Source organism: Streptomyces sp. NPDC004732 (assembly GCF_040609235.1).
Taxonomy (GTDB): domain Bacteria; phylum Actinomycetota; class Actinomycetes; order Streptomycetales; family Streptomycetaceae; genus Streptomyces.
This window is the reverse complement of the sequence record NZ_JBEXJR010000006.1, coordinates 481,944-507,092: the sequence shown is the minus strand read 5'-3', so window position 1 is coordinate 507,092 and position 25,149 is coordinate 481,944. Positions and strand designations below refer to the sequence as shown.

Below are 25,149 nucleotides of genomic sequence, written 5' to 3'. Positions count from 1 at the left end.
GTGACGTCGGGGCACGAGCGAGGTGCGGTCCGCCAGACGGCATCCGCCGCCACGGGCGGCCGTGCCCTGCAGGCCGGTCGCGATCTGACCGTCCACGAAGTGCATCACCACCGGCAGGTCACGGAGACCCCCGTCCTGGTGGAACCCGTCCTGCCGACCGCGGAGACGGTGGCGGAGGTCTTCGTCGGACGCGACGCCGAAGTGGACGCGGTCCTCGGCATCCTGGCCCCGGACACGGACTCGGTCGGCATGGTCGTCGTCTCGGCCGTGGCCGGACTCGCCGGGATCGGCAAGACGGCACTCGCCCGGGTGAGCGCCTCGGAAGGGGTCGCCCGCGGCTGGTTCCCCGGCGGCGCGGTCTTCGTCGACCTCAACGGCTACGCCCCCGACCCGGACCACCGCATCCGCCCCCACCAGGCGTACGCACCCATGCTGCACGCCCTGGACCGGCAGGGGCCGCCCGACACCGCCCCCCAGGGGCACGCGGCGCAGTACCACCGGTTCCTCGCCGAGCGGGCCGACCAGGACCGCCCGGTGCTCCTGGTCCTGGACAACGCCTCCACGACGGACCAGATCGCCGACCTGCTCCCCCGCTCCCGCATCCACCGCGTGGTCGTCACCTCGCGGCACACCCTGACGGCACGCGGTTCGCGCACGCTCGACCTGCGGACCCTCGCGTCCGGGGACTCGGCCTCCCTGATCAGGGACCAGCTGGACCTCCTGTCGGCGGGGGACGACCGGCTGCGCGACGACCCGGAGGGCACCCGGCGCCTGTGCGAGCTCTGCGGACACCTTCCCCTGGCCCTCCACATCACCGCGGCCCTGCTGGCCCGCGACCCCGGCCTCACGCCGACCGACCTCGCCGATGACCTCGCCCAGGCGTACGGCCGACTCGATCTGCTCGACGACGGCGAGCGGGCGGTACGCGCCGCGTTCGACCTCTCGTACCTGCGGCTGACCGAAGGCCAGGCCCGCCTGTTCCGCCTCCTGCCGATCAACCCCGGCCCGCACTTCCGCCTCCCGGCCGCCGCCTGCCTCCTGGACTCCGACCTGCGCGGCGCCCGGCCGCTGCTGCTCGAACTGGCCCGCGCCCACGTGATCGAACAGGCGGGCCCCGGCAAATGGCGCCAGCACGACCTGATCCGGGCGTACGCCATCGAACACCTCGCGCGCCACGGTGACAGCCAGGACGAACCCGCCAGACGCCTGCTGACCCACTACGCACTGGAGGGCCGACGCGCGGGCCAGGCCCTGCGTGTCGTACGCGCCGAGGGCCTGCCGGGAGAGACGGCGAACGTCCGGCAGGCCCTCGACTGGTTCGACCAGGAACTGCCCAACCTGCAGGCCGCGATCGCCATGGGGCTCACCTTCGACCACCCGACCGACGTGCTGCACATGCTGGAGGCACTGATCAGGTTCCACCGGTACCGGGGCCAGACCACCGAGCTGGTCGAGACGTGCCGCAAGGTCGTGACGGTCGCCGGGGGCTCCGTGCACGGCTCCCGGTGGGACCTGACGGGTCTGACCTGGACGCTGGGGGCGCTGGGGCTCGACCCGACGGGCTCCGGCGGGGCGTCGGACCTCGTCCACCTGCTGGACATCGAGGCGACCGACCCTCTTCTCCAGCACCCCGAGTCGGTGCAGTTGTGGGGCCTGCTCGAGACCGTCCGGGCGCACGTCGCAGCGCTCCCGGCAGCGGCCCAGGTCACCGCCGTCCCCATGCTCCACGAGATCGCCCGCACCACCTCCAGGACGGGTACGAAGGACTCGACGGGCATCCAGGCACTCCTGACCGCCGTCCGCATCGGCGAACTGTCCGACGACCCCCGTCTGCTCACCGAGTCCTGGCTCCTGCTGAGCCGCGAACGGCTGCGCCTCGACCGCCGACCCGCCGCCGAGAGGTCACTCAAGGAGGCGTACCGGTATCTGCAGAACTCCCTCGAATGGAACTCGGCACGGTGGCGGGAGATGTGCGAACGGCTGATCACGCTGGCGGACGACATCGCGACGGAGTCCGCTGCCCGCCTCGGCGCCGAGGCGGGCGCCATCGCGGATGTCATGACGGCACACGCGCACGCCGGAGGCCCCGTCATCCTGGCCGAGGCCTTCGATCGCACCGGAACCGCGCGCTACGAAGCAGCCGGCTACGCCGAGGCCGTCACACGCCACCAGAACGCCCTGCGGCTGCGCGAAGAGCACCAGCCGGACGGCCGGAAGGCCATCGGCCACACCCTGCTCAAGCTTTCCCTGGCCCACTTCGGCGTCGGCGACCACGCGGCGGCCGCCGCGACCGCCGAACGCGCCGCCGCCCTCCTGGCCGAGGAAGGCGAGGCTCACTCCGCGGTCCGGGCCCGGGAGCTCCTCGTCTACGCCCTGCTCGCCCTGCGCCGCCCCGAGGAAGCGGTCAAGGTCGCCGATCGGGCACGGCAGCGCGCGAGCGTGCGAGACGACATCCACGCCCACATCTCCGCGGTCCTCCTCCACGCGCTGGCCCTCAGGGAGTCCGGCCGTCACACCTCCGCGTACGCCGTGTCACGACAGGCCCTGCAGCTGGCCCGGAGCGGGCAGACCCCGGGCCTCCACGCCTACACCCGCGACTGGCTCAGGAGAGAGGGCCTCCCCACCCCGGACTGACCCCTCGACCGCACGCCGGCACCGGTCACGCCCGCTCAGGCAGTCCGCCGGATCAGCGCCAAATACATCGCGTCCGTCCCGTGCAGATGCGGCCAGAGCTGTACGTCGGGTCCGTCACCGAGCGCCGGGATGCCCGGCATGAGGGGCCGCGCGTCGACGAGTTCGGCGCCACCGCTGTGCTTGATGACGTCGTCCACGACGGCCCGCGTCTCGGCGAGGTGCGGCGAACACGTGGCGTACCCGACGACACCGCCGACCCGCACCGACTCCAACGCCGTGCGCAGCAGCCCGCGTTGGAGCGGGGCGAAGCCGTCCAGGTCCTGCGGGCGGCGGCGCCAGCGGGCCTCGGGGCGGCGGCGCAGCGCGCCGAGGCCCGTGCAGGGCACGTCCATCAGGACGCGGTCGAAGGTGCCGGGCCGCCACGGCGGACGGGTGCCGTCGGCCGCGATGACCTGGTAGGGGCCGGGGTTCCCGGCGAGCGCCTGAGCGACGAGCCCGGCCCGGTGCGGCTGCTTCTCGGAGGCGAGCAGCACGGCGCCGCGCTGGGCGGCGAGCCCGGCGAGCAGGGCCGCCTTGCCGCCGGGGCCCGCGCAGCCGTCGAGCCACTTCTCGTCGGGGCCGTCCAGCGGGGCGTTCGCGAGGGCGAGCGCGACCAGCTGGCTGCCCTCGTCCTGCACGCCCGCGCGTCCCTCGCGCACGGCCTCCAGGGAGCCGGGCTCGCCGCCCTCGCTGAGCCGCACGGCATACGGCGACCAGCGGCCCGGCAGCGCGTTGTCCTCGCCGACGGATTCGAGGAGCTCGTCGGCGGTGGCACGGCCCGGGCGCGCCACGAGCGTCACCTCGGGCCGTTCGTTGTCCGCCTCCAGCAGGTCCTCGATGCCTGCGCGGCCGCCACCGAGCGAGTCCCACAGCGCCGAGACGACCCAGCGGGGGTGCGAGTGGACGACGGCGAGGTGGTCCTCGGCGTCCTCGTCGTACGGCGGCGCGACCCGCTCGACCCAGGTGTCCAGATCGTCCTGGGAGACCTTGCGCAGCACGGCGTTGACGAACTTGGCCCGGCCGTCGCCGAGCACCACGCGGGCCAGCTCCACCGAGGCGGAGACGGCGGCGTGCGTCGGGATGCGCGTGCCGAGCAGCTGGTGCACACCGAGGTTGAGCACGTCGAGGACGGGCGGGTCGACCTCGCGCAGCGGCCGGTCGATGCAGGCGGCGACGATCGCGTCGTACGTGCCCTGGCGGCGCAGCGTCCCGTAGACCAGTTCGGTGGCGAGTGCGGCGTCACGCGCGTCGAAGTCGCCCTTCTCCCGCGCCTTGCGCAGCAGGGGCGGCAGGACGAGGTTGGCGTACGCATCGCGCTCGTCGACCGCCCGCAGCGCCTCGAAGGCGAGGAAGCGGACGGGGTCCTTCTGGGGGCGGCGGTAGGGCTTGCCGGGCTTCCCAGGACCGCCCGGCCGACCCTTGCCGGAGGAGGACTTCGTGGCTGGCCGGTTCGGCTTGTCGTTCAAAGGTGCTCCGCTGCTGAGATGGTTCGAGAGCCTGCTGAAGGCTGCTGAAGCTGAAGAATACTGAAAGCTGCTGAAACGGTTCGAAAGCGGCGAACAGGCTCGCCGCTCAGCGTACGCCGTCGGCGCCCACGTGCTCCCCGGGGGCGATCCGGACCCCGCGCGCCCAGTCCGCGCCGCGCATCGGCTTCTTGCCCTGCGGCTGGACCCAGAGCAGCTCGACAGCGTGCGAACCGGAGCCCACGTACACGTTGTTCTTGGCGGCGGACAGCTCGCCGGGCGCGAGATCGGTGCGGTCCTGGACGAGCGCCGCCTGGATGATCTTCAGCCGCTCGCCGCGGAACACGGTCCAGGCGCCGGGCGCAGGGGTGCAGCCGCGCACGACCCGGTCCACCCGCATCGCGGGCGCGGCCCAGTCCACCTGGGCGTCCTCGACGGTGATCTTCGGGGCGAGGGTGACGCCGTCGGCGGGCTGCGAGACCGCCTTGAGGCTGCCGTCCTCGATGCCGTCCATGGTCGCGACGAGCAGGCCCGAGCCCGCGAAGGCGAGGCGCGTCAGGAGGTCACCGCTGGTGTCGGTCGGCCGGACCGACTCGGTGACCGTCCCGTACACGGGCCCGGAGTCGAGGCCCTGCTCGATCAGGAAGGTGGAGGCGCCGGTGATCTCGTCGCCCGCCATCACCGCGTGCTGCACGGGGGCGGCGCCGCGCCAGGCAGGCAGCAGCGAGAAGTGCAGATTGACCCAGCCGCGGGCCGGGATGTCCAGGGCGACCTTCGGGAGCAGCGCTCCGTAGGCGACGACCGGGCAGCAGTCGGGGCCGATCTCGCGCAGCCGCGCCAGGAACTCCTCGTCCCGCGGCTTCGCGGGCTTGAGCACCTCGATACCGGCCTCCTCGGCGCGCTCCGCGACCGGGCTCGCGACCAGCCTGCGGCCCCGTCCCGCGGGGGCGTCCGGGCGGGTCACGACGGCGGCCACCTCGTGCCGGTCGGAGGCGATCAGGGCGTCCAGTGCGGGGACTGCGACCTCGGGAGTGCCTGCGAAGACGAGCTTCACTGGGGGGTACCTCGGATCTCTGGTCAGGGGTGGGGCGACGGCAGCGCACCAGTCTATGGGCCGCTCCGTGGCGCCGCCCGGGACGGTCTTCCCCACGTGGGTACGACACCCTCGCCGGGGGCGTACGAATGGGCGCGCGCCCTGTGCATATGCATATACGCCCCTGCACCGTGACCCCACACGAACTAGCGCGTTGGTCAAGAAAGAGTTGACCACAACGGGCCGCGGATGCGGCCCGATCCTTTTCAACGCCGGTTCGAGAGGCTTGTTCATGGCCGACCACGCAACCCACGACGCCCAGGCACGGGCCAGCCTGCACCTCTTGGTGCGGGACATCGAGCGGGTCCGCCGGCAGGTGGACGCACTGCGCACCCTCACCGCCCAGCTCGGCAACGTCTACCGCCCGCGCCGCTCCAGCCCGTCCGCGGGCTTCGTCGTGTACGGGCGGGCCCCCGCCCCGACCGTCCGTCTCGCCCAGGAACTCCGGGACAGCGTCGAGACGCTGGTCACCGCGGCGGTGGACTTCGACCGCTCGCTGGGGTTCTCGTGGGACGCGGTGGGCTCGGCCCTCGGCGTCACCAAGCAGGCGGTCCACCGCCGTTACGGCGCGCGGCGGGCCACCACGCAGGCGGCGGCCGAGGCGGAGCGCGCGGCGGAGGCCCCCGCGCCCGCGGTGACGTCCACCGTGACGTCCACGGCCACGCGTCCCCTTCCGGTCGGCGTCCCGCTGCCGTCCGTACCGGCGGCCCGCACCATGCCGACCCAGCCCACCGCGGGCAGCCCCACCCTCCGCGAAGAGCCCAGGCCGAACGCTTTCCCCGGCCCCCGCAACGGCTGACCCACCCCACCCCGCCCGACCGCTGCCTCCTCGCTCCTCCGCCAAGGACGAGGGGGCAGCTTCATGCGTACGACGTGCGCGCGTGCGCGCCAGCCGGGCCGGGCCGTCGGGGCACGCCGGATCGATCAGATCCATCAGCCCCATCGGGGACAGCCGGATCCATCGGGTCAGCCCGGTCCGTCTGGTCCGCCGGGTCCGTCTGGTCCGCCGGGGCAGCCGGGGCAGCAGAATCCGTCGGATCCGCCGGGGCAGCCGGGCCCGTCGGCGCCCTCGGGCCCGGCAAGTCCAGCTGTCCGGCCGGGTCCTTCGGGTCCCTTGGGCCACCGAATCCGTCGGAGCCCTCGGATCCGGCAAGTCAACCGGACCCGTCGGGGTCCGTAGACCCCGAGCCCCTCGGGTCAGCCAGGCCTACCAAGCCCACCGGCCCCACCGGCCCCCAATCAGCCGATGTCCAACGGATCCACCCGCACCCGCACCGCCTCGCCCCCCGCCTCACGGGCCCCCTTGGCCCCCCGCGCCATCCGCGCGGCCTGTGCCACCTTCAGTGAGGTGGCGAGTGCGGCGCCGCTGCCGGGCGGCACCCGGATCAGCACCCGCTCCCACGGCTCGGAGCCGGGCGGCGCGCCCCCACCCCGCCGCGAAGCCCCGGAACCGGGACCACCAGGACCACCAGGACCGGCAGACCCGCCAGACCCGGCAGGCCCACCGTCCCGAACCGGCACCGGCCCCAACACCACCGCGTCCCCCGGCAGTTCCGCACCGGCCAAGAACTCCGCGAGCGCCTCGGGCGTCCCGGACACCGCCGCCATCCGCGACACCGGCGGGAAGCCGAGCTCGGCGCGCTCCGCGAGCTCCCGCACCGCGTGCCCCACGGGGTCCCACCGCACCAGCGCCTGCACGGGCCGCAGCGTCGGCTCGGCGACGACCACCACCGTGCCGCCCGCACCCTGCGGACGCACCAGCGACGCGGCCCCGACCCACCGCCGCAGCGCGTCCTCGCCCGCCCGCAGGTCGGGGCGGCCCAGCATGGCCCAGCCGTCGAGCAGCAGGGCAGCCGCGTAACCGCCCTCGGCCACGGGCTCCGCGCCCGGCGTGCTCACCACCAGCGCCGGTGCCCCCGGCACCGTGTCGAGCACCTGCTCCCGTCCTGACGTCCGCACCGGCACCGCCGGGAACGCCCGCCCCAGTTCCTCCGCGGTCCTGCGCGCCCCGACGACCTGCGCCCGCAGCCGGAAGCCGCCGCAGGACTCGCAGTGCCAGGCGGCCTCCTCCACCCCGCACCACCCGCACCGCAGGGCGGCCCCGCTCTCCTGCGCCTCCAAGGGCCCCGCGCACCGTCGGCACCGGGCAGGCTCACGGCACCGCTCGCAGGCGAGCCTCGGCACATAGCCGCGCCGCGGCACCTGCACCAGGACCGGCCCGTGCTTCAGACCCTCCCTGGCGACCTGCCAGGCCAGCGTCGGCAGCCGGGCGGCCCGCGCCGCCTCGTCCCGCGCCAGGTCCAGGTCGCCCACGGTCCGTACGAGCGGTGCGGCCCCCCGCACCTGCTCGCGATCGGCGACGAGCGGCACGGCCCACCCGCTCTCGACGAGTTGCGCCGCCTCGACCGTGCAGCTCCAACTCCCCAGCAGGAATCCGCACTTGTCGCGCGTCGATCGGAGCTCCAGGACCTCCCGCACATGCGGGAACGGAGCGCGGTCTTCGCTGTGGTTGGAGTCCCCGTCCTCCCAGATGACGACGAGTCCCAGGTCCCGTACGGGCGCGAACATCGCGGCCCGGGTGCCGACGACGGCCCGCACGGTCCCGCGCCGCACGGAGAGCCACTCCTGATAGCGCCGCTCCTGCCCGGCATCGGCGGTCAGCAGCGCATGCTGTCCCGGGCCGAGCAGTTCGGTGAGCGCGGCGTCCACGCGCGCGGCGGGCCGACCCGTCGGCACGACGACGAGCGCGCCCCGGCCGGAGGCGAGCGTGGCCTGCACCGCGCGGGCGATCTCCTCGGCCCACTGCGGCCCCGGCAACGCCGTCCACACGGCACGCGGAGCGCCCCCGGAGGCCAGGGCGCGGAGGAACTCGGGCCCGTGCCCGTACCTCCGCCAGCTCCCCGCATCGGGCGCGGCAGGCGGGGCGGGCGGCTCGGCGACCGCCTTGGACTCGGCCCGCGCATGCCGGGGCGGCACCGCGAGCTGCAGCACGTCGGCGAGGCTGCCCGCATAGCGGTCGGCCACGGCCCTCGCCAGTTCGAGGAGCCCGGAGTCGAGCACCGGCTCCGGCGACACGACCTGGGCCAGGGCCGCCAACGGCCCCGTGTACTCCGTCTCCGCGCACCGCTCGACGATGAACCCGTCGATCAGCCCGCCCCCTTCGCGCCGACCCTCCCGCACGTTCCGCGACCCGGCGCCGAACCGCACCCGGACCCGGACCCCGGGCTGCGCCTCGGCGTCCAGCTCCTCGGGCACGGCATAGTCGAAGTACCGGTCGAGGTGCAGCACGCCCTTGTCGACGAGCACGCGCGCGACCGGCAGCTCCTTGGCCAGCGCGGCCCCTCGCCAGGTCCGCGGCTTGGCCCGGGGCACCTTGGCCTTGCGCACCGACTCCCGGATGAGCGCAAGCTGCTCCGGCTCCTCGGCTCCCCCCACCTCGAACCCTTCGTTCTCCCTGCTCACAGCTGCATTCCTACCAGACCCCACTGACAGGGCCGGAAAAACGCCGGGGCCCGGCACCCCCGCAGGGGTACCGGGCCTCGGCAGTGTCCGAAAGGGCGGGGACTACAGTCCCGCCGCCTTCCGCAGCGCTTCCACGCGATCCGTCCGCTCCCACGTGAAGTCGGGGATCGCCCGGCCGAAGTGGCCGTACGCGGCGGTCTGCGAGTAGATCGGGCGGAGCAGGTCGAGGTCGCGGATGATCGCGGCCGGGCGCAGGTCGAAGACCTCACCGATGGCCGTCTCGATCTTGTCCGTGTCGATCGTGGCCGTGCCGAAGGTCTCGACGAAGAGACCGACCGGCTCGGCCTTGCCGATGGCGTACGCGACCTGGACCTCGCAGCGGGCCGCGAGACCGGCGGCGACGACGTTCTTGGCGACCCAGCGCATCGCGTACGCGGCCGAACGGTCCACCTTGGACGGGTCCTTGCCCGAGAAGGCACCGCCGCCGTGGCGGGCCATGCCGCCGTACGTGTCGATGATGATCTTGCGGCCGGTCAGACCGGCGTCGCCCATCGGGCCGCCGATCTCGAAGCGTCCGGTCGGGTTGACCAGCAGGCGGTAGCCCTCGGTCTCCAGCTTGATGCCGTCCTCGAGGAGGGCCTTCAGCTCGGGCTCGACCACGAACTCGCGGATGTCGGGGGCCAGGAGCGAGTCCAGGTCGATGTCCGACGCGTGCTGCGAGGAGACGACGACCGTGTCGAGGCGGACGGCCTTGTCGCCGTCGTACTCGATGGTGACCTGGGTCTTGCCGTCGGGGCGCAGGTAGGGGATCGTCCCGTTCTTGCGCACCTCGGAGAGGCGGCGCGAGAGGCGGTGCGCGAGGTGGATCGGGAGCGGCATGAGCTCCGGGGTCTCGTCGCAGGCGTAGCCGAACATCAGGCCCTGGTCGCCCGCGCCCTGCTTGTCGAGCTCGTCCTCGTCGCCCTCGACGCGCTTCTCGTACGCCGTGTCGACGCCCTGAGCGATGTCGGGGGACTGCGAGCCGATGGACACCGAGACGCCACAGGAGGCGCCGTCGAAGCCCTTCTTGGAGGAGTCGTAACCGATCTCGAGAATCTTGTCGCGCACAAGCTGCGCGATCGGCGCGTACGCCTTGGTCGTGACCTCGCCGGCCACGTGGACGAGGCCGGTGGTGATCAGCGTTTCCACGGCGACCCGGGACGTCGGGTCCTCCCGCAGAAGTGCGTCGAGAATGGTGTCGCTGATCTGGTCAGCGATCTTGTCGGGGTGACCTTCGGTCACAGACTCCGAGGTAAAGAGGCGCCGGGACACATCGCTCCCTGTGGTTGCAGCGGCTGCTGGCTGATCATTGGTGGACGGGCCGAGAGCTGCGCTCGGCGTCGTCCGTGACCAGTTTATCGGTCACACTCGCCCGCCGGACCACATGTCTCGCCACTTGGGAGCCCTGTGACCTGCGGCACTACGTTGTGCGGTACGACGATCGGTCTCCATCGGAGAGCCTCGCGCCCGATTTTCCCGGATTTGAGGCGCCCGATGGGGCGAAGATGACATTGAGCCCTGCCCGTGGACACCCCGTCAAGAGACGCGCCTGAATGTGGCCGAGTTCCGGATGGTGAGACAGGGAGACCGGGCAGTGGTCCAAGGCGTCAGGAAAGCCGCTGGGCGACGAGGTCCCAGACGGTGTCCGCGAGGGCTTCCTTGGGGCCGTGGGGCACCGGCGTCTCGCTGCCGTCCGCGCCGAGCACGACCGCCTCGTTCTCCTCGGAGCCGAAGGTCTTGCGCTCGCCGACCTCGTTGACGACCAGCAGGTCGCAGCCCTTGCGTGCGAGCTTGGCGCGGCCGTTGGCCAGCACGTCGTCCGTCTCCGCGGCGAAACCGACGATCACCTGGCCGGAACGGGCCCTGTCCCCCGCGATCTCGGCGAGCACGTCGGGGTTGCGGACCAGGGCGACCGGCTCGGGCTCCTGACCGTCCTTCTTCTTGATCTTGCCTGTGGCGTACGTCTCGGGGCGGAAGTCGGCCACCGCGGCGGCCATCACCACGGCATCGGCGTCGGCCGCGGCCTTCACGACGGCCTCGCGGAGCTGCACGGCGGTGCCGACCGGCACGACGTCCACGCCCGCCGGGTCGGGCAGCGCCGCATTGGCCGCGACGAGCGTGACGCGGGCGCCGCGCGCGGCCGCGCTGCGGGCGAGCGCGTAGCCCTGCTTGCCCGAGGAGCGGTTGCCCAGGAAACGGACCGGGTCGAGGGGTTCGCGGGTGCCGCCCGCGCTGACGACGACGTGGCGGCCGGCGAGGTCCTGGGCCAGGTCTCCGCGCGCGAGGACACGGCGTACGACCTCGAAGAGCTCCACGGGGTCCGGGAAGCGCCCCTTGCCGGTGTCGACGCCCGTGAGGCGGCCGACCGCGGGCTCGACGACGAGGGCGCCGCGGCGGCGGAGCGTGGCCACGTTCTCCTGGGTGGCCGGGTGCTCCCACATCTCCGTGTGCATGGCGGGGGCGAAGACCACCGGACAGCGGGCCGTCAGGAGCGTGTTGGTGAGCAGGTCGTCGGCGAGCCCGTGGGCGGCCTTGGCGAGCATGTCGGCGGTGGCGGGGGCGACGATCACGAGGTCGGCGTGCTGCCCGATGCGGACGTGCGGCACCTCGTGGACGTCGGACCAGACCTCGGTCGAGACGGGGTTGCCGGACAGCGCGGACCAGGTCGCGGCGCCGACGAAGTGCAGCGCCGACTCGGTCGGCACGACGCGCACGTCATGGCCCGACTCGGTCAGCCGCCGCAGCAGCTCGCACGCCTTGTAGGCGGCGATGCCGCCGCTGACCCCCAGGACTACCTTCGGCTTCTCGGCCACTGCCTCTGTCTCCCCGCACTCGGATGCGTACTGCTCCATGACACACCACAGGCCCGGCAGTCGTACTGCCGGGCCTGTGGTGAAGGTACGAACCGCTTACTGAGCCGGGCCCTCGATGGCCTCGGACGTCAGCAGACCCGCGTTGATCTCGCGGAGCGCGATCGAGAGCGGCTTCTCGTGGACGTGCGTGTCCACCAGGGGACCGACGTACTCCAGAAGGCCCTCACCGAGCTGCGAGTAGTACGCGTTGATCTGGCGCGCGCGCTTGGCGGCGTAGATCACGAGGCTGTACTTCGAGTCGGTGGCTTCGAGCAGCTCATCAATCGGCGGGTTGATGATGCCCTCGGGCGCGGTGATGGAAGAGGACACTCTCTGCCTTCCGATGGGGTCAAGTGATGTCAGGACCAGAAGTCGAGACACTGTTAAAGATCAAAGAACTTTCATCAAGGCTAGCAGCTCACGGGCCACGTCCTCGACGGAGGTGTTGACCAGCGTCGTATCGAACTCGGCCTCGGCGGCGAGCTCCACCTTGGCGGCGGTGAGCCTGCGCTCGATGACCTCGGGCGCCTCGGTCCCCCGGCCGGTGAGCCGGCGGACCAGCTCGTCCCAGCTCGGCGGGGCGAGGAAGACGAGCTGCGCCTCGGGCATCGACTCGCGCACCAGGCGCGCGCCCTGCAGATCGATCTCCAGGAGGACGGGCTCGCCCGCCTCCAGGCGGTCGAGGACCGCGCGCCGCGGAGTGCCGTAGCGGTTGCCCGCGAATTCGGCCCACTCAAGCAGCTCGCCGTTGGCGATCAGCTTGTCCATCTCGTCGTCGGAGACGAAGAAATAGTGGACACCGTGCTTCTCACCGGGCCGCGGCTTGCGGGTGGTGGCGGAGACCGAGAGCCAGACCTCGGGGTGTTCTTTGCGCATATGAGCGACGACCGTGCTCTTGCCGACCCCGGAGGGGCCGGAGAGCACGGTCAGCCGCGGACGTGCGTCCGGGGGCACGGGGGACGTCCCCCGGGATGTTGCAGCCATGCAGCGATTATCCAGGTTCTCAGGAGTGCCTGAGAACATCAGCCGGCGGCACCCCCACCGAACTCTCGCTCGAGCGACGCAATCTGGTTGGAGCCGAGACCGCGCACACGGCGGCTCTCGGAGATGCCAAGACGCTCCATGATCTGCTTGGCACGGACCTTGCCCACGCCCGGCAGGGACTCCAGGAGGGCGGAGACCTTCATCTTGCCGATGACATCGTTCTCCTGGCCCTGCTTGATGACCTCGTGAAGCGAGGCACCGGAGTGCTTGAGTCGATTCTTGACCTCGGCCCGCTCCCGGCGAGCCGCGGCGGCCTTTTCGAGCGCGGCTGCGCGCTGTTCAGGGGTAAGGGGCGGAAGAGCCACGCCTACGTCACCTCGGATGTCGAACTGTCGGATACGGACCGGTGAGGAACCTAGTCGCCCCACACCTGGTGAGCAACGTGCAACGCGCTTGCCCGTTGGCTCTCGTCGGAGACTAGCGGGCATGGCCGCCAGAGTCAGCGAGAACAGACGAAAAGTCCTGGTCAGCCTGCGCCGAGCCGTACATTTCGGTCATTTCTCCCCGGATTTGCACCGAGGAGCCGTCAAGGAAACATAAGGAGAGGCTCGATTGCCTCCCTCAGCGGGCTTCGACGGCCGCCCTGATCTCGTCCGCGAAGCGCGTCGCGGAGTCGCGCAGGCCCGTGACGTCGGGTCCGTGCCGGAGCACTCCCCGGCTGACGTTCGGGACGACATTGCGCACCGCCGCGCCGAAGACACCGGGAAGGTCGGCCGGGGTCGCGCCCTGCGCCCCGATGCCGGGAGCGAGCAGCGGGCCGTTGATCGTCAGGTCGTACGAGGACAGGTCCCCCAGCGTCGCGCCGACGACCGCCCCGAAGGACCCCAGGGGCTCCGCACCGGCGTTCTCGGCGGCGAGGTGGCCCAGCATCGTCGCGCCGACCGTGCGGCCGTCCTCGCGCACCGCGTGCTGCACCTCGGCGCCCTCGGGGTTGGAGGTGAGGGCGAGCACGAAGAGCCCGGCGCCGTTCTCGCGCGCGAGGTCGACGGCCGGCTTCAGGGAGCCGTATCCGAGGTAGGGCGAGACCGTGAGCGCGTCGCTGAACAGCGGCGAGTCCTTGTGCAGGAAGGTCTCGGCGTACGCGCCCATGGTCGAGCCGATGTCGCCGCGCTTGGCGTCCATCACGATCAGCGCACCGGCCGCCCGCAGCTCCTCGACCGCCTTCTCCAGGACGGCGACGCCCCGCGAGCCGAACCGCTCGAAGAACGCGCTCTGCGGCTTGAACACCGCGACGGTCCCGGCGAGCGCCTCCACGACGGTCCGCGTGAACCGCTCCAGGCCCGCGATGTCGTCGTTCAGGCCCCACGCGGTCAGGAGCGCGGCGTGCGGGTCGATGCCGACGCACAGGGGGCCGCGCTCGTCCATGGCGCGGCGCAGGCGCATGCCGAAGGGGTCCAGGGGGCTCATGCGGGCTTCCTCACGTCGGCGCCGACCGCGTCGGCGAGGGTGGCGTACGGGCTCGTCCTGAGGCGTGCGGCGAGGCCCTTGTGGATGGCGCGGCCCCAGAAGGGCCCTTCGTAGATGAAGGCGCTGTAACCCTGGATCAGGGTGGCACCCGCGAGGATGCGCTGCCAGGCGTCCTCGGCGTTCTCGATGCCGCCGACGCCCACGAGGGTGATCCGGTCCCCCACGCGCGCGTAGAGGCGCCTCAGGACCTCCAGGGAGCGCTCCTTCAGGGGCGCCCCGGACAGCCCGCCGGTCTCTCCGTAGAGCGCCGGGTCGGACGCCAGGCCGAGGCTCTCGCGCGCGATCGTCGTGTTCGTGGCGATGATGCCGTCCAGGCCGAGCTCGACGGCGAGGTCGGCGACCGCGTCGATGTCCTCGTCGGCCAGGTCCGGCGCGATCTTGACGAGCAGCGGGACCCGACGGCCCTCGACGCTGCGGTCGGCGGCCTCGCGCACGGCGGTCAGGAGGGGCCGCAGCGACTCGGTGGCCTGCAGGTTGCGCAGGCCCGGCGTGTTCGGCGACGAGACGTTGACGACGAGGTAGTCGGCGTGGCGGGCGAGCCGCTCGGTCGACTTCACGTAGTCGGCGGCGGCCTCCTCCTCTGGGACGACCTTGGTCTTGCCGATGTTCACGCCCACGACGGTGTTGAAGACGGGCGCGCGCGCCGCCAGGCGCTCCGCCACGGCCGCCGAACCCTCGTTGTTGAAGCCCATGCGGTTGATCAGCGCGCGGTCCGGGACGAGCCGGAACAGGCGCTTCTTGGGGTTGCCCGGCTGCGGCTCGCCCGTGACCGTGCCGATCTCGATGTGGTCGAAGCCGAGCATCGACATGCCGTCGATCGCGACGGCGTTCTTGTCGAAGCCCGCGGCGAGCCCGAAGGGGCCGTGCATCCGCAGCCCGAGGGCCTCGGTGCGCAGCTCCTTGTGGCGGGGCGCGAGGGCGGCCGCGACGAAGGTGCGCAGCACGGGGATGCGGGCCGCGAGGCGGATCCAGCGGAAGGCCAGGTAGTGGGCCCGCTCCGGGTCCATCCGCTTGAAGACGAGGTTGAAGAACAGTTTGTACATGGTGGGGTCCTCAGGTGGGCTCAGGTGTGCTCAGGTGTGCTCACCAGAAGGGGGACACCGTTTTCGGTGTCCCCCTTGTGGGCTGTCTAGTCGCGGGTCGCGGTCAGGTGTTCCGCGTGTTCCTGGAGCGATCGGACGCCCACGCCGCCGTGGTGCAGCGCGTCGATGCCCTGGACGGCCGCGGCGAGCGCCTGGACCGTCGTCAGGCACGGCACGGAGCGTGCCACGGCCGCCGTGCGGATCTCGTAGCCGTCGAGGCGGCCGCCGGTGCCGTAGGGGGTGTTGACGATGAGGTCGACGCCGCCGTCGTGGATGAGCTGGACGATGGTCTTCTCGCCGTTCGGGCCCTCGCCCTCGGACTGCTTGCGCACGATCGTGGCGTTGATGCCGTTGCGCTTGAGCACCTCGGCCGTGCCGGAGGTGGCGAACAGCTCGAAGCCGTGCGCGACCAGTTCACGCGCCGGGAAGATCATCGAACGCTTGTCGCGGTTGGCGACGGAGATGAAGGCACGGCCCTTGGTCGGCAGCGGGCCGTACGCACCCGCCTGCGACTTGGCGTACGCGGTGCCGAACACCGAGTCGATGCCCATGACCTCGCCGGTGGAGCGCATCTCCGGGCCGAGGACGGTGTCGACGCCCGCGCCGTGGATGTCGCGGAAGCGCGACCACGGCATGACGGCCTCCTTGACGGAGATCGGCGCGTCCATGGGGAGCGTGCCGCCGTCGCCCACCGCGGGCAGCATGCCCTCCGCGCGCAGCTCGGCGACGGTCGCGCCGAGCGAGATGCGCGCGGCGGCCTTGGCCAGCGGCACCGCGGTCGCCTTCGAGGTGAAGGGGACGGTGCGCGAGGCGCGCGGGTTGGCCTCGAGGACGTAGAGGATGTCGCCCGCCATTGCGAACTGGATGTTGATCAGTCCGCGCACGCCGACGCCCTTGGCGATGCCCTCGGTGGAGGCGCGCAGGCGCTTGATGTCGAAGCCGCCGAGCGTGATCGGGGGCAGCGCGCACGCCGAGTCGCCGGAGTGGATACCGGCCTCCTCGATGTGCTCCATGACGCCGCCGAGGTAGAGCTCCTCGCCGTCGTAGAGCGCGTCCACGTCGATCTCGATGGCGTCGTCCAGGAAGCGGTCGACGAGGACCGGCCGCGAGGGGCTGATCTCGGTCGACTCCTCGATGTACGCCGAGAGCCGGGTCTCGTCGTACACGATCTCCATGCCGCGGCCGCCGAGCACGTACGAGGGGCGCACCAGGACGGGGTAGCCGATCTCGTCGGCGATCGCCTTGGCTTCCGCGAACGTCGTCGCGGTGCCGTGCTTGGGCGCCGGGAGCCCGGCCTCCGCGAGCACGCGGCCGAAGGCGCCGCGGTCCTCGGCGGCGTGGATCGCCTCGGGCGAGGTGCCGACGACCGGCACGCCGTTGTCCTTGAGGGCCTGCGCGAGGCCGAGCGGGGTCTGGCCGCCGAGCTGGACGATGACGCCCGCGATGGGCCCGGCCTGCGCCTCGGCGTGGACGATCTCCAGGACGTCCTCGAGCGTGAGCGGCTCGAAGTAGAGGCGGTCGGAGGTGTCGTAGTCCGTCGAGACGGTCTCGGGGTTGCAGTTGACCATCACGGTCTCGTAGCCCGCGTCGCTGAGCGCGAAGGAGGCGTGGACGCAGGAGTAGTCGAACTCGATGCCCTGGCCGATGCGGTTCGGGCCGGAGCCCAGGATGATCACCGCGGGCTTCTCGCGCGGTGCGACCTCGTTCTCCTCGTCGTACGAGGAGTAGAAGTACGGGGTCTTCGCGGCGAACTCGGCGGCGCAGGTGTCGACCGTCTTGTAGACCGGGCGCACGCCGAGGGCCTGGCGCACCTCGCGCACCACGTCCTCGCGCAGGCCGCGGATCTCGGCGATCTGGGCGTCGGAGAAGCCGTGCCGCTTGGCCTCGGCCAGCACGTCGGCGTTGAGGCGCTCGGTGGCGGCCAGCTCGTCCGCGAGCTCCTTGATCAGGAAGAGCTGGTCGACGAACCACGGGTCGATCTTGGTGGCGTCGAAGACCTCCTCGGGCGTGGCGCCCGCGCGGATGGCCTGCATGACGGAGTTGATGCGGCCGTCGGTGGGGCGCACCGCCTCGCGCAGCAGCTCGGCCTTGTCGCCGGGCTCGCCCACGAAGGTGAACTGCGAGCCCTTCTTCTCCAGGGAGCGGAGTGCCTTCTGCAGCGCCTCGGTGAAGTTGCGGCCGATCGCCATGGCCTCGCCGACCGACTTCATGGTGGTCGTCAGGGTCGAGTCCGCCGAGGGGAACTTCTCGAAGGCGAAGCGCGGGGCCTTGACCACGACGTAGTCGAGGGTCGGCTCGAAGGAGGCCGGGGTCTTCTCGGTGATGTCGTTCGGGATCTCGTCCAGCGTGTAGCCGACGGCCAGCTTGGCCGCGATCTTCGCGATCGGGAAGCCGGTGGCCTTGGAGGCGAGCGCGGAGGACCGCGAGACACGCGGGTTCATCTCGATGACGATGACGCGGCCGTCGTCGGGGTTGATCGCGAACTGGATGTTGCAGCCGCCGGTGTCGACGCCGACCTCGCGGATGATCGCGATGCCGATGTCACGAAGGCGCTGGTACTCGCGGTCGGTCAGCGTCATCGAGGGCGCGACGGTGATCGAGTCGCCGGTGTGCACGCCCATCGGGTCGAAGTTCTCGATGGAGCAGACGACCACGACGTTGTCGTTCTTGTCGCGCATCAGCTCGAGCTCGTACTCCTTCCAGCCGAGGATGGACTCCTCAAGGAGCACCTCGGTGGTCGGCGAGAGCGTGAGTCCCTGTCCGGCGATGCGGCGCAGCTCGTCCTCGTTGTGCGCGAAGCCGGAACCGGCGCCGCCCATGGTGAAGGAGGGGCGGACGACGACGGGGTAGCCGCCGAGCGCGTCGACGCCCTTGAGGACGTCGTCCATGGAGTGGCAGATGTACGAGCGGGCGGACTCGCCGTGCCCGATCTTCTTGTTGACCTCTTCGACGACGCCCTTGAAGAGGTCGCGGTCCTCGCCCTTGTTGATGGCCTCGACGTTGGCTCCGATGAGTTCGACGCCGTACTTCTCCAGGACACCCTGCTCGTGCATGGAGATGGCCGTGTTGAGGGCCGTCTGGCCGCCCAGGGTGGGCAGCAGCGCGTCGGGGCGCTCCTTGGCGATGATCTTCTCGACGAACTCCGGGGTGATCGGCTCGACGTACGTGGCGTCGGCGATCTCCGGGTCGGTCATGATCGTCGCCGGGTTGGAGTTGACCAGGATGACGCGCAGGCCCTCGGCCTTGAGGATGCGGCACGCCTGGGTGCCGGAGTAGTCGAACTCGGCGGCCTGGCCGATGACGATCGGGCCGGAGCCGATGACCAGGACGGACTGGATATCGGAGCGCTTAGGCACGCTGGCCCTCCATCAGAGTTACGAAGCGGTCGAAGAGGTACGCGGCGTCATGCGGGCCCGCGGCCGCCTCGGGGTGGTACTGGACGCTGAACGCCGGCTGGTCGAGGAGCTGGAGCCCCTCCACCACCTGGTCGTTCAGGCAGACGTGGGAGACCTCGGCGCGTCCGAAGGGGGTGTCGGAGACCTTGTCGAGCGGCGCGTCCACGGCGAAGCCGTGGTTGTGCGCGGTGACCTCGACCTTGCCGGTGGTGCGGTCCTGCACCGGCTGGTTGATGCCGCGGTGGCCGTACTTGAGCTTGTACGTGCCGAAGCCGAGGGCGCGGCCGAGGATCTGATTGCCGAAGCAGATGCCGAACAGCGGCGTCTTCCGCTTCAGGACGGCGGTCATCAGCGCGACGGGGCCTTCGGCGGTGGCCGGGTCGCCGGGGCCGTTGGAGAAGAAGACTCCGTCGGGGGCGACGGCGTACACGTCCTCCTCGGTGGCCGTGGCGGGCAGCACGTGGACCTCGATGCCGCGCTCGGCCATGCGGTGCGGGGTCATGCCCTTGATGCCGAGGTCGATGGCGGCGACGGTGAACCGCTTCTCGCCGATCGCCGGGACGACGTAGGCCTCCTGGGTGGAGACCTCCTCGTACAGGCTGGCGCCCTTCATCTGGGGCTGCGCCTGGACGCGCTCGACGAGCTCGGCGTCGGCGGGCAGCGTCTCGCCGGAGAAGATGCCGGAGCGCATGGAGCCGCTCTCGCGCAGGTGGCGGGTGAGGGCGCGGGTGTCGATGCCGCTGATGCCGACGATGTGCTGGGCGACCAGCTCGTCGTCGAGCGAACGCTTCGCGCGCCAGTTCGAGGGGATGCGGGCGGGGTCGCGGACCACGTAACCGGAGACCCAGATGCGGTTCGACTCGTCGTCCTCGTCGTTCCAGCCCGTGTTGCCGATCTGCGGGGCGGTGGCGACGACGATCTGGCGGTCGTACGACGGGTCGGTCAGGGTCTCCTGGTAGCCGGTCATGCCGGTGGAGAACACCGCTTCGCCGAAGGTCTCCCCCACGGCCCCGTAGGCGCGACCGCGGAAGATGCGGCCGTCCTCCAGGACGAGTACGGCGGGAGCCTTGCTGGCTCCCCTTGTGGAGGTCGTCATCGTGCGGTGCCTTCCGTAGTGCTGTTCTTGTCGATCATGTTGTTGAGCTCCTCGACCCACTCCGCCTGCTCGGCGGCGTGGTCCGAGCGGAAGCCGGAGTCGAGCAGCTTCCCGCCGTGCTCCCAGGTGACGATCAGGAGACCGCCCTCCGTGAGGACCTTGCCCGCGATGCCCTTGTCGAGCCGGGCCTCGCGCAGCTGTGCGACCGGGATGAAGAAGTCGGCCGCTCCGGGGCGTACGACGTCCAGGCCCGCGTCGATGAGCGTCAGCTCGACGCGGCTGCGGGTGCCGAGGCCGTGCGCCACGATGCGGTCGAGCCACTGCCCTGCCGTGGTCGAGCCGTGGTACCTGCCGCTCAGCTCAAGTTTCGCCGGGCCCCGGTCATCCGGCGCGGCGGGCAGCTCGGGCAGGTCGCCCTGGAGCGTGCCGCGCCACTTCCAGCCCTCGCGCATCAGCCAGTAGACGAGCGCGATGAAGAGCAGCAGCCCCACGACCCAGCCGAGGCGTGCGGCCCAGTCGGTCACCTCCGCCGACTCTTTGTCGGCGGCCAGTTCCAGAAGTGATGTCACGTGAGCTTCCCGTCGACGAGCGTGGCCCGACCCCGGAGCCACGTGTGCGTGACGCGGCCCGGCAGCTCACGGCCCTCGTAGGGAGTGTTGCGGCTGCGCGAGGCGAAGCCCGCGGGGTCCACTGCCCCACGGTAATCGGCGTCGACCAGGACCAGGTTCGCGGGCTCACCTGCCGAGACGGGGCGGCCGTGACCGGCGGTCCCACCGATCGCGGCGGGCTTGAAGGACATCCGGTCGGCGACGGCCTCCCAGGTCAGCAGGCCGGTCTCGACCATCGTCTGCTGCACCACGGAGAGGGCGGTCTCCAGGCCGACCATGCCCATGGCGGCCGCGGCCCACTCGCAGTCCTTGTCCTCGTGCGGGTGCGGGGCGTGGTCGGTGGCGACGATGTCGATCGTGCCGTCGGCGAGGGCCTCGCGCAGCGCCATCACGTCGCGCTCGGTGCGCAGCGGCGGGTTCACCTTGTAGACGGGGTTGTAGGAGCGCACCAGCTCATCCGTGAGGAGGAGGTGGTGCGGGGTGACCTCGGCGGTGACGTCGATGCCGCGCGACTTGGCCCAGCGCACGATCTCGACCGATCCTGCGGTCGACAGGTGGCAGATGTGCACCCGCGAGCCGACGTGCTCGGCGAGCAGCACGTCACGCGCGATGATCGACTCCTCGGCGACGGCGGGCCAGCCGCCGAGACCCAGCTCGGCGGAGACGATGCCCTCGTTCATCTGGGCGCCCTCGGTGAGCCGCGGCTCCTGCGCGTGCTGCGCGACGACACCGCCGAAGGCCTTCACGTACTCCAGGGCGCGGCGCATGATCACGGCGTCGTCGACGCACTTGCCGTCGTCGGAGAAGACGGTGACCCCGGCGGCGGACTCGTGCATGGCGCCGAGCTCGGCGAGCTTCTTGCCCTCCAGGCCGACCGTGACGGCGCCGATGGGCTGCACGTCGCAGTAGCCGGACTCCTTGCCGAGCCGGTAGACCTGCTCGACCACACCGGCGGTGTCGGCGACGGGGAAGGTGTTGGCCATGGCGAACACGGCGGTGTAGCCACCGGAGGCGGCGGCGCGCGTGCCGGTCAGGACGGTCTCGGAGTCCTCGCGGCCCGGCTCGCGCAGGTGGGTGTGGAGGTCGACCAGGCCCGGCAGGAGCACCTTGCCTGCGGCCTCGACGACGGTCGCGCCCTCGGCGGAGAGCCCCGTGCCCACGGCCTCGACGGTCTCGCCGTCGATCAGGACGTCCTGCGCCTCGCCGCCCAGCACCTTGGCACCACGGATCAGAATCTTGCTCATGGTTACTTGCTCTCCGAATCGTTGGGCCGGGTGTGGGTGACGGCGGGCTCGTTGCCGCCGAGCAGCAGGTAGAGGACGGCCATGCGGATGGACACGCCGTTGGCGACCTGCTCGACGACCGTGCAGCGGTCGGAGTCGGCGACCTCGGCGGTGATCTCCATGCCGCGGACCATCGGGCCGGGGTGCATGACGATGGCGTGCTCGGGCATCTTCGCCATGCGCTCGCCGTCCAGGCCGTAGCGCCGCGAGTACTCGCGCTCGGTGGGGAAGAACGCGGCGTTCATGCGCTCGCGCTGCACCCGCAGCATCATCACTGCGTCGGACTTCGGCAGCACCCTGTCCAGGTCGTAGCTGACCTCGCAGGGCCACTGCTCGACGCCGACCGGCACGAGGGTGGGCGGGGCGACGAGGGTGACCTCGGCGCCGAGGGTGTGCAGCAGGTCGACGTTGGAGCGGGCGACGCGGCTGTGCAGGATGTCGCCGACGAGGGTGATGTGCCTGCCCGCCAGGTCCTGGCCGAGGCCCGCGTCGGGTCCGACGAGGCGGCGGCGCATGGTGAAGGCGTCGAGCAGGGCCTGTGTGGGGTGCTGGTGGGTGCCGTCGCCCGCGTTGATGACGGCGGCGTCGATCCAGCCGGAGGTCGCCAGGCGGTAGGGCGCTCCGGAGGCGCCGTGCCGGATGACGACGGCGTCGACGCCCATCGCCTCCAGGGTCTGCGCGGTGTCCTTCAGGGACTCGCCCTTGGAGACGCTGGATCCCTTGGCGGCGAAGTTGATGACGTCGGCGGAGAGGCGCTTCTCGGCGGCCTCGAAGGAGATCCGGGTCCGGGTCGAGTCCTCGAAGAAGAGGTTGACCACGGTGCGGCCGCGCAGGGCGGGCAGTTTCTTGATCGGCCGGTCGGCGACGCGCGCCATCTCCTCGGCCGTGTCGAGGATGAGAACGGCGTCGTCGCGGGAGAGGTCGGCGGCCGAGATGAGGTGTCGCATCATCTGCGTGTACTCCGGTGTGTGGAGGTCTGCGGGCGCGCGGGCGCGCAGGGGTGTGCCCCTGGGCCCGTGGAGGAGGAAACCGGTCTTATGCGGAGGCGGGCTTGGCGCCGAGCAGCACGGCGTCGCGGCCGTCCTCCTCGGCGAGCTGCACCTTGACCGTCTCCCGCAGCGACGTGGGGAGGTTCTTGCCCACGTAGTCGGCACGGATGGGCAGTTCGCGGTGGCCCCGGTCGACGAGGACGGCGAGCTGCACCGCACGGGGGCGGCCGATGTCGTTCAGGGCGTCGAGGGCGGCGCGGATGGTGCGACCGGAGAAGAGCACGTCGTCGACGAGGACGACCAGGCGGCCGTCGATGCCGTCACCGGGGATGTCCGTGCGGGCCAGCGCGCGCGGAGGGTGCATGCGCAGGTCGTCGCGGTACATGGTGATGTCGAGGGAGCCGACCGGGATCGTGCGGCCGGTGATCTCTTCGAGCTTCTCGGCGAGCCGGCGGGCGAGGAAGACGCCGCGGGTGGGAATGCCGAGCAGAACCACGTCGTCGGCGCCCTTGGCACGCTCGACGATCTCGTGGGCGATGCGGGTCAGTACCCGCGCGATGTCCGGGCCCTCGAGCACGGGGCGCGCGACAGCGGAGTCTGCGGAGTCTTTGGTGTCCTGCGTGTCCATATGAAACGGACCTCCTTCTCCGCCTCACGGGACGGACTTTAAAGGACGTCGAAATTGCGCCAGCCAGACTACCAGCACTTACGACCGAGCACGTCATCAGCCTCCACCGAAGGGGCGGTAAGGACCTTTCGGCTTGACGCAAGCAAGTAACGCTGCGTAACCTCACAGTGAGTTACCAGCCACGCGGCGGAGCCGCATGATTGTCGCAGCGTCCGGGGAGCTATATGTCCAGCGAATACGCCAAGCAGCTCGGGGCCAAGCTCCGCGCGATCCGCACCCAGCAGGGCCTTTCCCTCCATGGAGTCGAGGAGAAGTCCCAGGGACGCTGGAAGGCGGTCGTGGTGGGGTCGTACGAGCGCGGCGACCGTGCCGTGACCGTGCAGCGCCTCGCCGAGCTGGCGGAGTTCTACGGCGTCCCGGTCCAGGAGCTCCTTCCCGGTACGGCGCCTGGTGGCGCCGCCGAGCCGCCGCCGAAGCTCGTGCTCGACCTGGAGCGTCTTGCGCACGTCCCGCAGGAGAAGGCGGGCCCGCTCCAGCGATATGCCGCCACGATCCAGTCGCAGCGCGGTGACTACAACGGCAAGGTGCTCTCGATCCGCCAGGACGACCTGCGCACCCTCGCCGTGATCTATGACCAGTCCCCCTCGGTCCTGACCGAGCAGCTGATCAGCTGGGGCGTCCTGGACGCGGACGCGCGCCGCGCCGTCGCTCACGAAGAGGTCTGACCCCGCCGCGGGAGACATCAGCAGAAACGTACCGCCGGGGTGCCGCAGCCGAAAGGCCGCGGCACCCCGGCGGTTTTCTGTTCCTTTCGCCTCTTCTTTCGCCCCGCTCCGATTCAGGAGTGTCCGGAGCATTTCGCCCGGGAGAGGCACAGAGGAATCAGAAGCCCGGTACGGAAGCCGGGCAGAAAGTCGGAGGGCCCGCAGCGGATTGCTGCGGGCCCTCCGGATGACGTACGCCGAAGCTTTACGCCTCGTCGCGGCGCAGGGACGGCTTCAGGTCCTTGAAGCGTCCGAGCAGACCGTTGACGAAGGCGGGCGACTCGTCCGTGGAGAACTCCTTGGCGAGCTGCACCGCCTCGTCGAGCACCACGGCGTCCGGCGTACCGTCGACCCAGACCAGCTCGTAGGCACCGAGCCGCAGGATGTTGCGGTCGACGACGGGCATACGGTCCAGGGTCCAGCCGACGGCGTACTGCGAGATGAGCTCGTCGATGCGGCGCTCATGCTCCGCGTACCCCTCGACGAGCTCCATCGTGTACTCGCTCACCGGCGGCTGCCGGGTGTCGGACCGCGAGTGGCGCACCCAGTCCGCGAGGACGGTCAGGACGTCGGTACCGCGCTGGTCCGCCTCGAAGAGGATCTGGAAGGCGCGCTTGCGGGCCGTGTTACGAGCAGCCACGGTTAGCTGTTCACCCGGCCGAGGTAGCCGCTGTCACGGGTGTCGACCTTGATCTTCTCGCCCGTGGTGATGAAGAGCGGGACCTGGATCTGGTGGCCGGTCTCCAGCGTGGCGGGCTTGGTGCCGCCGGTGGAGCGGTCGCCCTGGACGCCCGGCTCGGTCTCCTGGATGACGAGCTCGACGGCGGCGGGGAGCTCGACGTAGAGCACCGAGCCCTCGTGCTGCGCGACGGAGGCGGTGAAGCCCTCGATCAGGAAGTTGGCGGCGTCGCCGACGGCCTTGCGGTCGACGTGCAGCTGGTCGTACGTCTCCATGTCCATGAAGACGAAGTAGTCGCCGTCCATGTAGGAGAACTGCATGTCGCGCTTGTCAATCGTGGCCGTCTCGACCTTGACGCCGGCGTTGAACGTCTTGTCGACGACCTTGCCGGAGAGCACGTTCTTGAGCTTGGTGCGCACGAAGGCCGGGCCCTTGCCGGGCTTGACGTGCTGGAACTCGACGACGGACCAGAGCTGGCCGCCTTCGAGCTTGAGCACCAGGCCGTTCTTGAGGTCGTTCGTGGAAGCCACGG

At 71.2% G+C, this 25,149-nt stretch carries 21 protein-coding genes; 3 read left to right on the top strand and 18 right to left on the bottom strand.

Going from position 1 to position 25,149, the window contains the following annotated elements; all coding sequences use genetic code 11:
• Entirely contained in the window at positions 1 to 2,634 is a 2,634-nt protein-coding gene (locus tag ABZV77_RS20985) for an ATP-binding protein (RefSeq protein WP_356258760.1), read from the top strand.
• Positions 2,635 to 2,669: 35 nt separating this feature from the next.
• Here the strand turns inward: ABZV77_RS20985 and ABZV77_RS20980 are convergent, their stop codons facing one another.
• Positions 2,670 to 4,139, bottom strand: coding sequence for a transcription antitermination factor NusB (locus tag ABZV77_RS20980; protein ID WP_356258757.1), 1,470 nt, complete (start codon positions 4,137 to 4,139; stop codon positions 2,670 to 2,672).
• Between the two features lie 106 nt (positions 4,140 to 4,245).
• The gene (gene fmt / locus ABZV77_RS20975; RefSeq protein WP_356258755.1) at positions 4,246 to 5,190 is read right to left on the bottom strand and encodes a methionyl-tRNA formyltransferase; all 945 of its coding nucleotides are present in this window, start codon (positions 5,188 to 5,190) and stop codon (positions 4,246 to 4,248) included.
• 271 nt (positions 5,191 to 5,461) lie between these two features.
• Between fmt and ABZV77_RS20970 the strand changes: the two genes are divergently transcribed.
• The gene (locus ABZV77_RS20970; RefSeq protein WP_356258752.1) at positions 5,462 to 6,028 is read left to right on the top strand and encodes a hypothetical protein; all 567 of its coding nucleotides are present in this window, start codon (positions 5,462 to 5,464) and stop codon (positions 6,026 to 6,028) included.
• 440 nt (positions 6,029 to 6,468) lie between these two features.
• On the opposite strand, the gene ABZV77_RS20965 is transcribed toward ABZV77_RS20970, so the two are convergent.
• The 14 genes from ABZV77_RS20965 to pyrR form a co-directional block, all read right to left on the bottom strand.
• On the bottom strand, positions 6,469 to 8,691 hold the full coding sequence (locus ABZV77_RS20965; RefSeq protein ID WP_356258749.1) for a primosomal protein N': 2,223 nt from the start codon (positions 8,689 to 8,691) through the stop codon (positions 6,469 to 6,471).
• Between the two features lie 102 nt (positions 8,692 to 8,793).
• Complete coding sequence (gene metK / locus ABZV77_RS20960; RefSeq protein ID WP_150219779.1) at positions 8,794 to 10,002, bottom strand: methionine adenosyltransferase; 1,209 nt, start codon at positions 10,000 to 10,002, stop codon at positions 8,794 to 8,796.
• Between the two features lie 335 nt (positions 10,003 to 10,337).
• Positions 10,338 to 11,582: a bifunctional phosphopantothenoylcysteine decarboxylase/phosphopantothenate--cysteine ligase CoaBC gene (gene coaBC, locus ABZV77_RS20955; RefSeq protein WP_356258747.1), complete on the bottom strand. Its 1,245-nt coding sequence runs from the start codon at positions 11,580 to 11,582 to the stop codon at positions 10,338 to 10,340.
• A 57-nt stretch (positions 11,583 to 11,639) separates the two neighbouring features.
• Positions 11,640 to 11,912, bottom strand: coding sequence for a DNA-directed RNA polymerase subunit omega (rpoZ, locus tag ABZV77_RS20950; protein WP_005319902.1), 273 nt, complete (start codon positions 11,910 to 11,912; stop codon positions 11,640 to 11,642).
• A gap of 60 nt (positions 11,913 to 11,972) precedes the next feature.
• Positions 11,973 to 12,566, bottom strand: coding sequence for a guanylate kinase (gene gmk, locus ABZV77_RS20945; protein WP_356258744.1), 594 nt, complete (start codon positions 12,564 to 12,566; stop codon positions 11,973 to 11,975).
• Positions 12,567 to 12,604: 38 nt separating this feature from the next.
• Positions 12,605 to 12,931 carry an integration host factor gene (locus ABZV77_RS20940; RefSeq protein ID WP_055564204.1) on the bottom strand — a complete coding sequence of 109 codons (327 nt, stop codon included), beginning with the start codon at positions 12,929 to 12,931 and terminating at the stop codon, positions 12,605 to 12,607.
• A gap of 256 nt (positions 12,932 to 13,187) precedes the next feature.
• Positions 13,188 to 14,033 (bottom strand): orotidine-5'-phosphate decarboxylase, encoded by an 846-nt coding sequence (pyrF, locus tag ABZV77_RS20935; RefSeq protein ID WP_356258741.1) that lies wholly within the window; start codon positions 14,031 to 14,033, stop codon positions 13,188 to 13,190.
• On the bottom strand, positions 14,030 to 15,136 hold the full coding sequence (locus ABZV77_RS20930) for a quinone-dependent dihydroorotate dehydrogenase (protein WP_356258738.1): 1,107 nt from the start codon (positions 15,134 to 15,136) through the stop codon (positions 14,030 to 14,032). Before ABZV77_RS20930 ends, pyrF begins: the two co-directional genes overlap by 4 nt.
• Positions 15,137 to 15,222: 86 nt before the next feature.
• Positions 15,223 to 18,531, bottom strand: coding sequence for a carbamoyl-phosphate synthase large subunit (gene carB, locus ABZV77_RS20925; RefSeq protein ID WP_356258734.1), 3,309 nt, complete (start codon positions 18,529 to 18,531; stop codon positions 15,223 to 15,225).
• Positions 18,524 to 19,666, bottom strand: a complete 1,143-nt coding sequence (gene carA / locus ABZV77_RS20920; protein WP_356258732.1) for a glutamine-hydrolyzing carbamoyl-phosphate synthase small subunit — start codon at positions 19,664 to 19,666, stop codon at positions 18,524 to 18,526. The genes carB and carA overlap by 8 nt, the downstream gene beginning before the upstream one ends.
• A complete protein-coding gene (locus tag ABZV77_RS20915; RefSeq protein ID WP_356258729.1) occupies positions 19,663 to 20,235 on the bottom strand; it encodes a hypothetical protein in 573 nt (190 codons plus the stop codon). The genes carA and ABZV77_RS20915 overlap by 4 nt, the downstream gene beginning before the upstream one ends.
• The gene (locus ABZV77_RS20910; RefSeq protein WP_356258726.1) at positions 20,232 to 21,518 is read right to left on the bottom strand and encodes a dihydroorotase; all 1,287 of its coding nucleotides are present in this window, start codon (positions 21,516 to 21,518) and stop codon (positions 20,232 to 20,234) included. Before ABZV77_RS20910 ends, ABZV77_RS20915 begins: the two co-directional genes overlap by 4 nt.
• A gap of 2 nt (positions 21,519 to 21,520) precedes the next feature.
• Positions 21,521 to 22,507, bottom strand: coding sequence for an aspartate carbamoyltransferase catalytic subunit (locus ABZV77_RS20905; RefSeq protein WP_356258724.1), 987 nt, complete (start codon positions 22,505 to 22,507; stop codon positions 21,521 to 21,523).
• Between the two features lie 85 nt (positions 22,508 to 22,592).
• A complete protein-coding gene (gene pyrR, locus ABZV77_RS20900; RefSeq protein WP_356258721.1) occupies positions 22,593 to 23,174 on the bottom strand; it encodes a bifunctional pyr operon transcriptional regulator/uracil phosphoribosyltransferase PyrR in 582 nt (193 codons plus the stop codon).
• Between the two features lie 224 nt (positions 23,175 to 23,398).
• On the opposite strand from pyrR, the gene bldD reads away from it, so the two are divergent.
• A complete protein-coding gene (bldD, locus tag ABZV77_RS20895) occupies positions 23,399 to 23,899 on the top strand; it encodes a transcriptional regulator BldD (RefSeq protein WP_055564195.1) in 501 nt (166 codons plus the stop codon).
• A gap of 244 nt (positions 23,900 to 24,143) precedes the next feature.
• On the opposite strand, the gene nusB is transcribed toward bldD, so the two are convergent.
• Together nusB and efp are read right to left on the bottom strand one after the other, a co-directional pair.
• The gene (gene nusB, locus ABZV77_RS20890; RefSeq protein WP_055543677.1) at positions 24,144 to 24,578 is read right to left on the bottom strand and encodes a transcription antitermination factor NusB; all 435 of its coding nucleotides are present in this window, start codon (positions 24,576 to 24,578) and stop codon (positions 24,144 to 24,146) included.
• A 2-nt stretch (positions 24,579 to 24,580) separates the two neighbouring features.
• Positions 24,581 to 25,147 carry an elongation factor P gene (gene efp / locus ABZV77_RS20885; protein ID WP_356258716.1) on the bottom strand — a complete coding sequence of 189 codons (567 nt, stop codon included), beginning with the start codon at positions 25,145 to 25,147 and terminating at the stop codon, positions 24,581 to 24,583.
• Positions 25,148 to 25,149: the final 2 nt, after the last annotated feature.

What these genes read in the sequence shown, in the direction of transcription:
- ABZV77_RS20970 (WP_356258752.1), top strand. Translation starts at nt 5,462, where the DNA reads ATGGCCGACCACGCAACCCACGACGCCCAGGCACGGGCCAGCCTGCAC.
- coaBC (WP_356258747.1), bottom strand. Translation starts at nt 11,582, where the DNA reads ATGGAGCAGTACGCATCCGAGTGCGGGGAGACAGAGGCAGTGGCCGAG.
- gmk (WP_356258744.1), bottom strand. Translation starts at nt 12,566, where the DNA reads ATGGCTGCAACATCCCGGGGGACGTCCCCCGTGCCCCCGGACGCACGT.
- pyrF (WP_356258741.1), bottom strand. Translation starts at nt 14,033, where the DNA reads ATGAGCCCCCTGGACCCCTTCGGCATGCGCCTGCGCCGCGCCATGGAC.
- ABZV77_RS20930 (WP_356258738.1), bottom strand. Translation starts at nt 15,136, where the DNA reads ATGTACAAACTGTTCTTCAACCTCGTCTTCAAGCGGATGGACCCGGAG.
- carA (WP_356258732.1), bottom strand. Translation starts at nt 19,666, where the DNA reads ATGACGACCTCCACAAGGGGAGCCAGCAAGGCTCCCGCCGTACTCGTC.
- ABZV77_RS20910 (WP_356258726.1), bottom strand. Translation starts at nt 21,518, where the DNA reads ATGAGCAAGATTCTGATCCGTGGTGCCAAGGTGCTGGGCGGCGAGGCG.
- ABZV77_RS20905 (WP_356258724.1), bottom strand. Translation starts at nt 22,507, where the DNA reads ATGATGCGACACCTCATCTCGGCCGCCGACCTCTCCCGCGACGACGCC.
- pyrR (WP_356258721.1), bottom strand. Translation starts at nt 23,174, where the DNA reads ATGGACACGCAGGACACCAAAGACTCCGCAGACTCCGCTGTCGCGCGC.
- bldD (WP_055564195.1), top strand. Translation starts at nt 23,399, where the DNA reads ATGTCCAGCGAATACGCCAAGCAGCTCGGGGCCAAGCTCCGCGCGATC.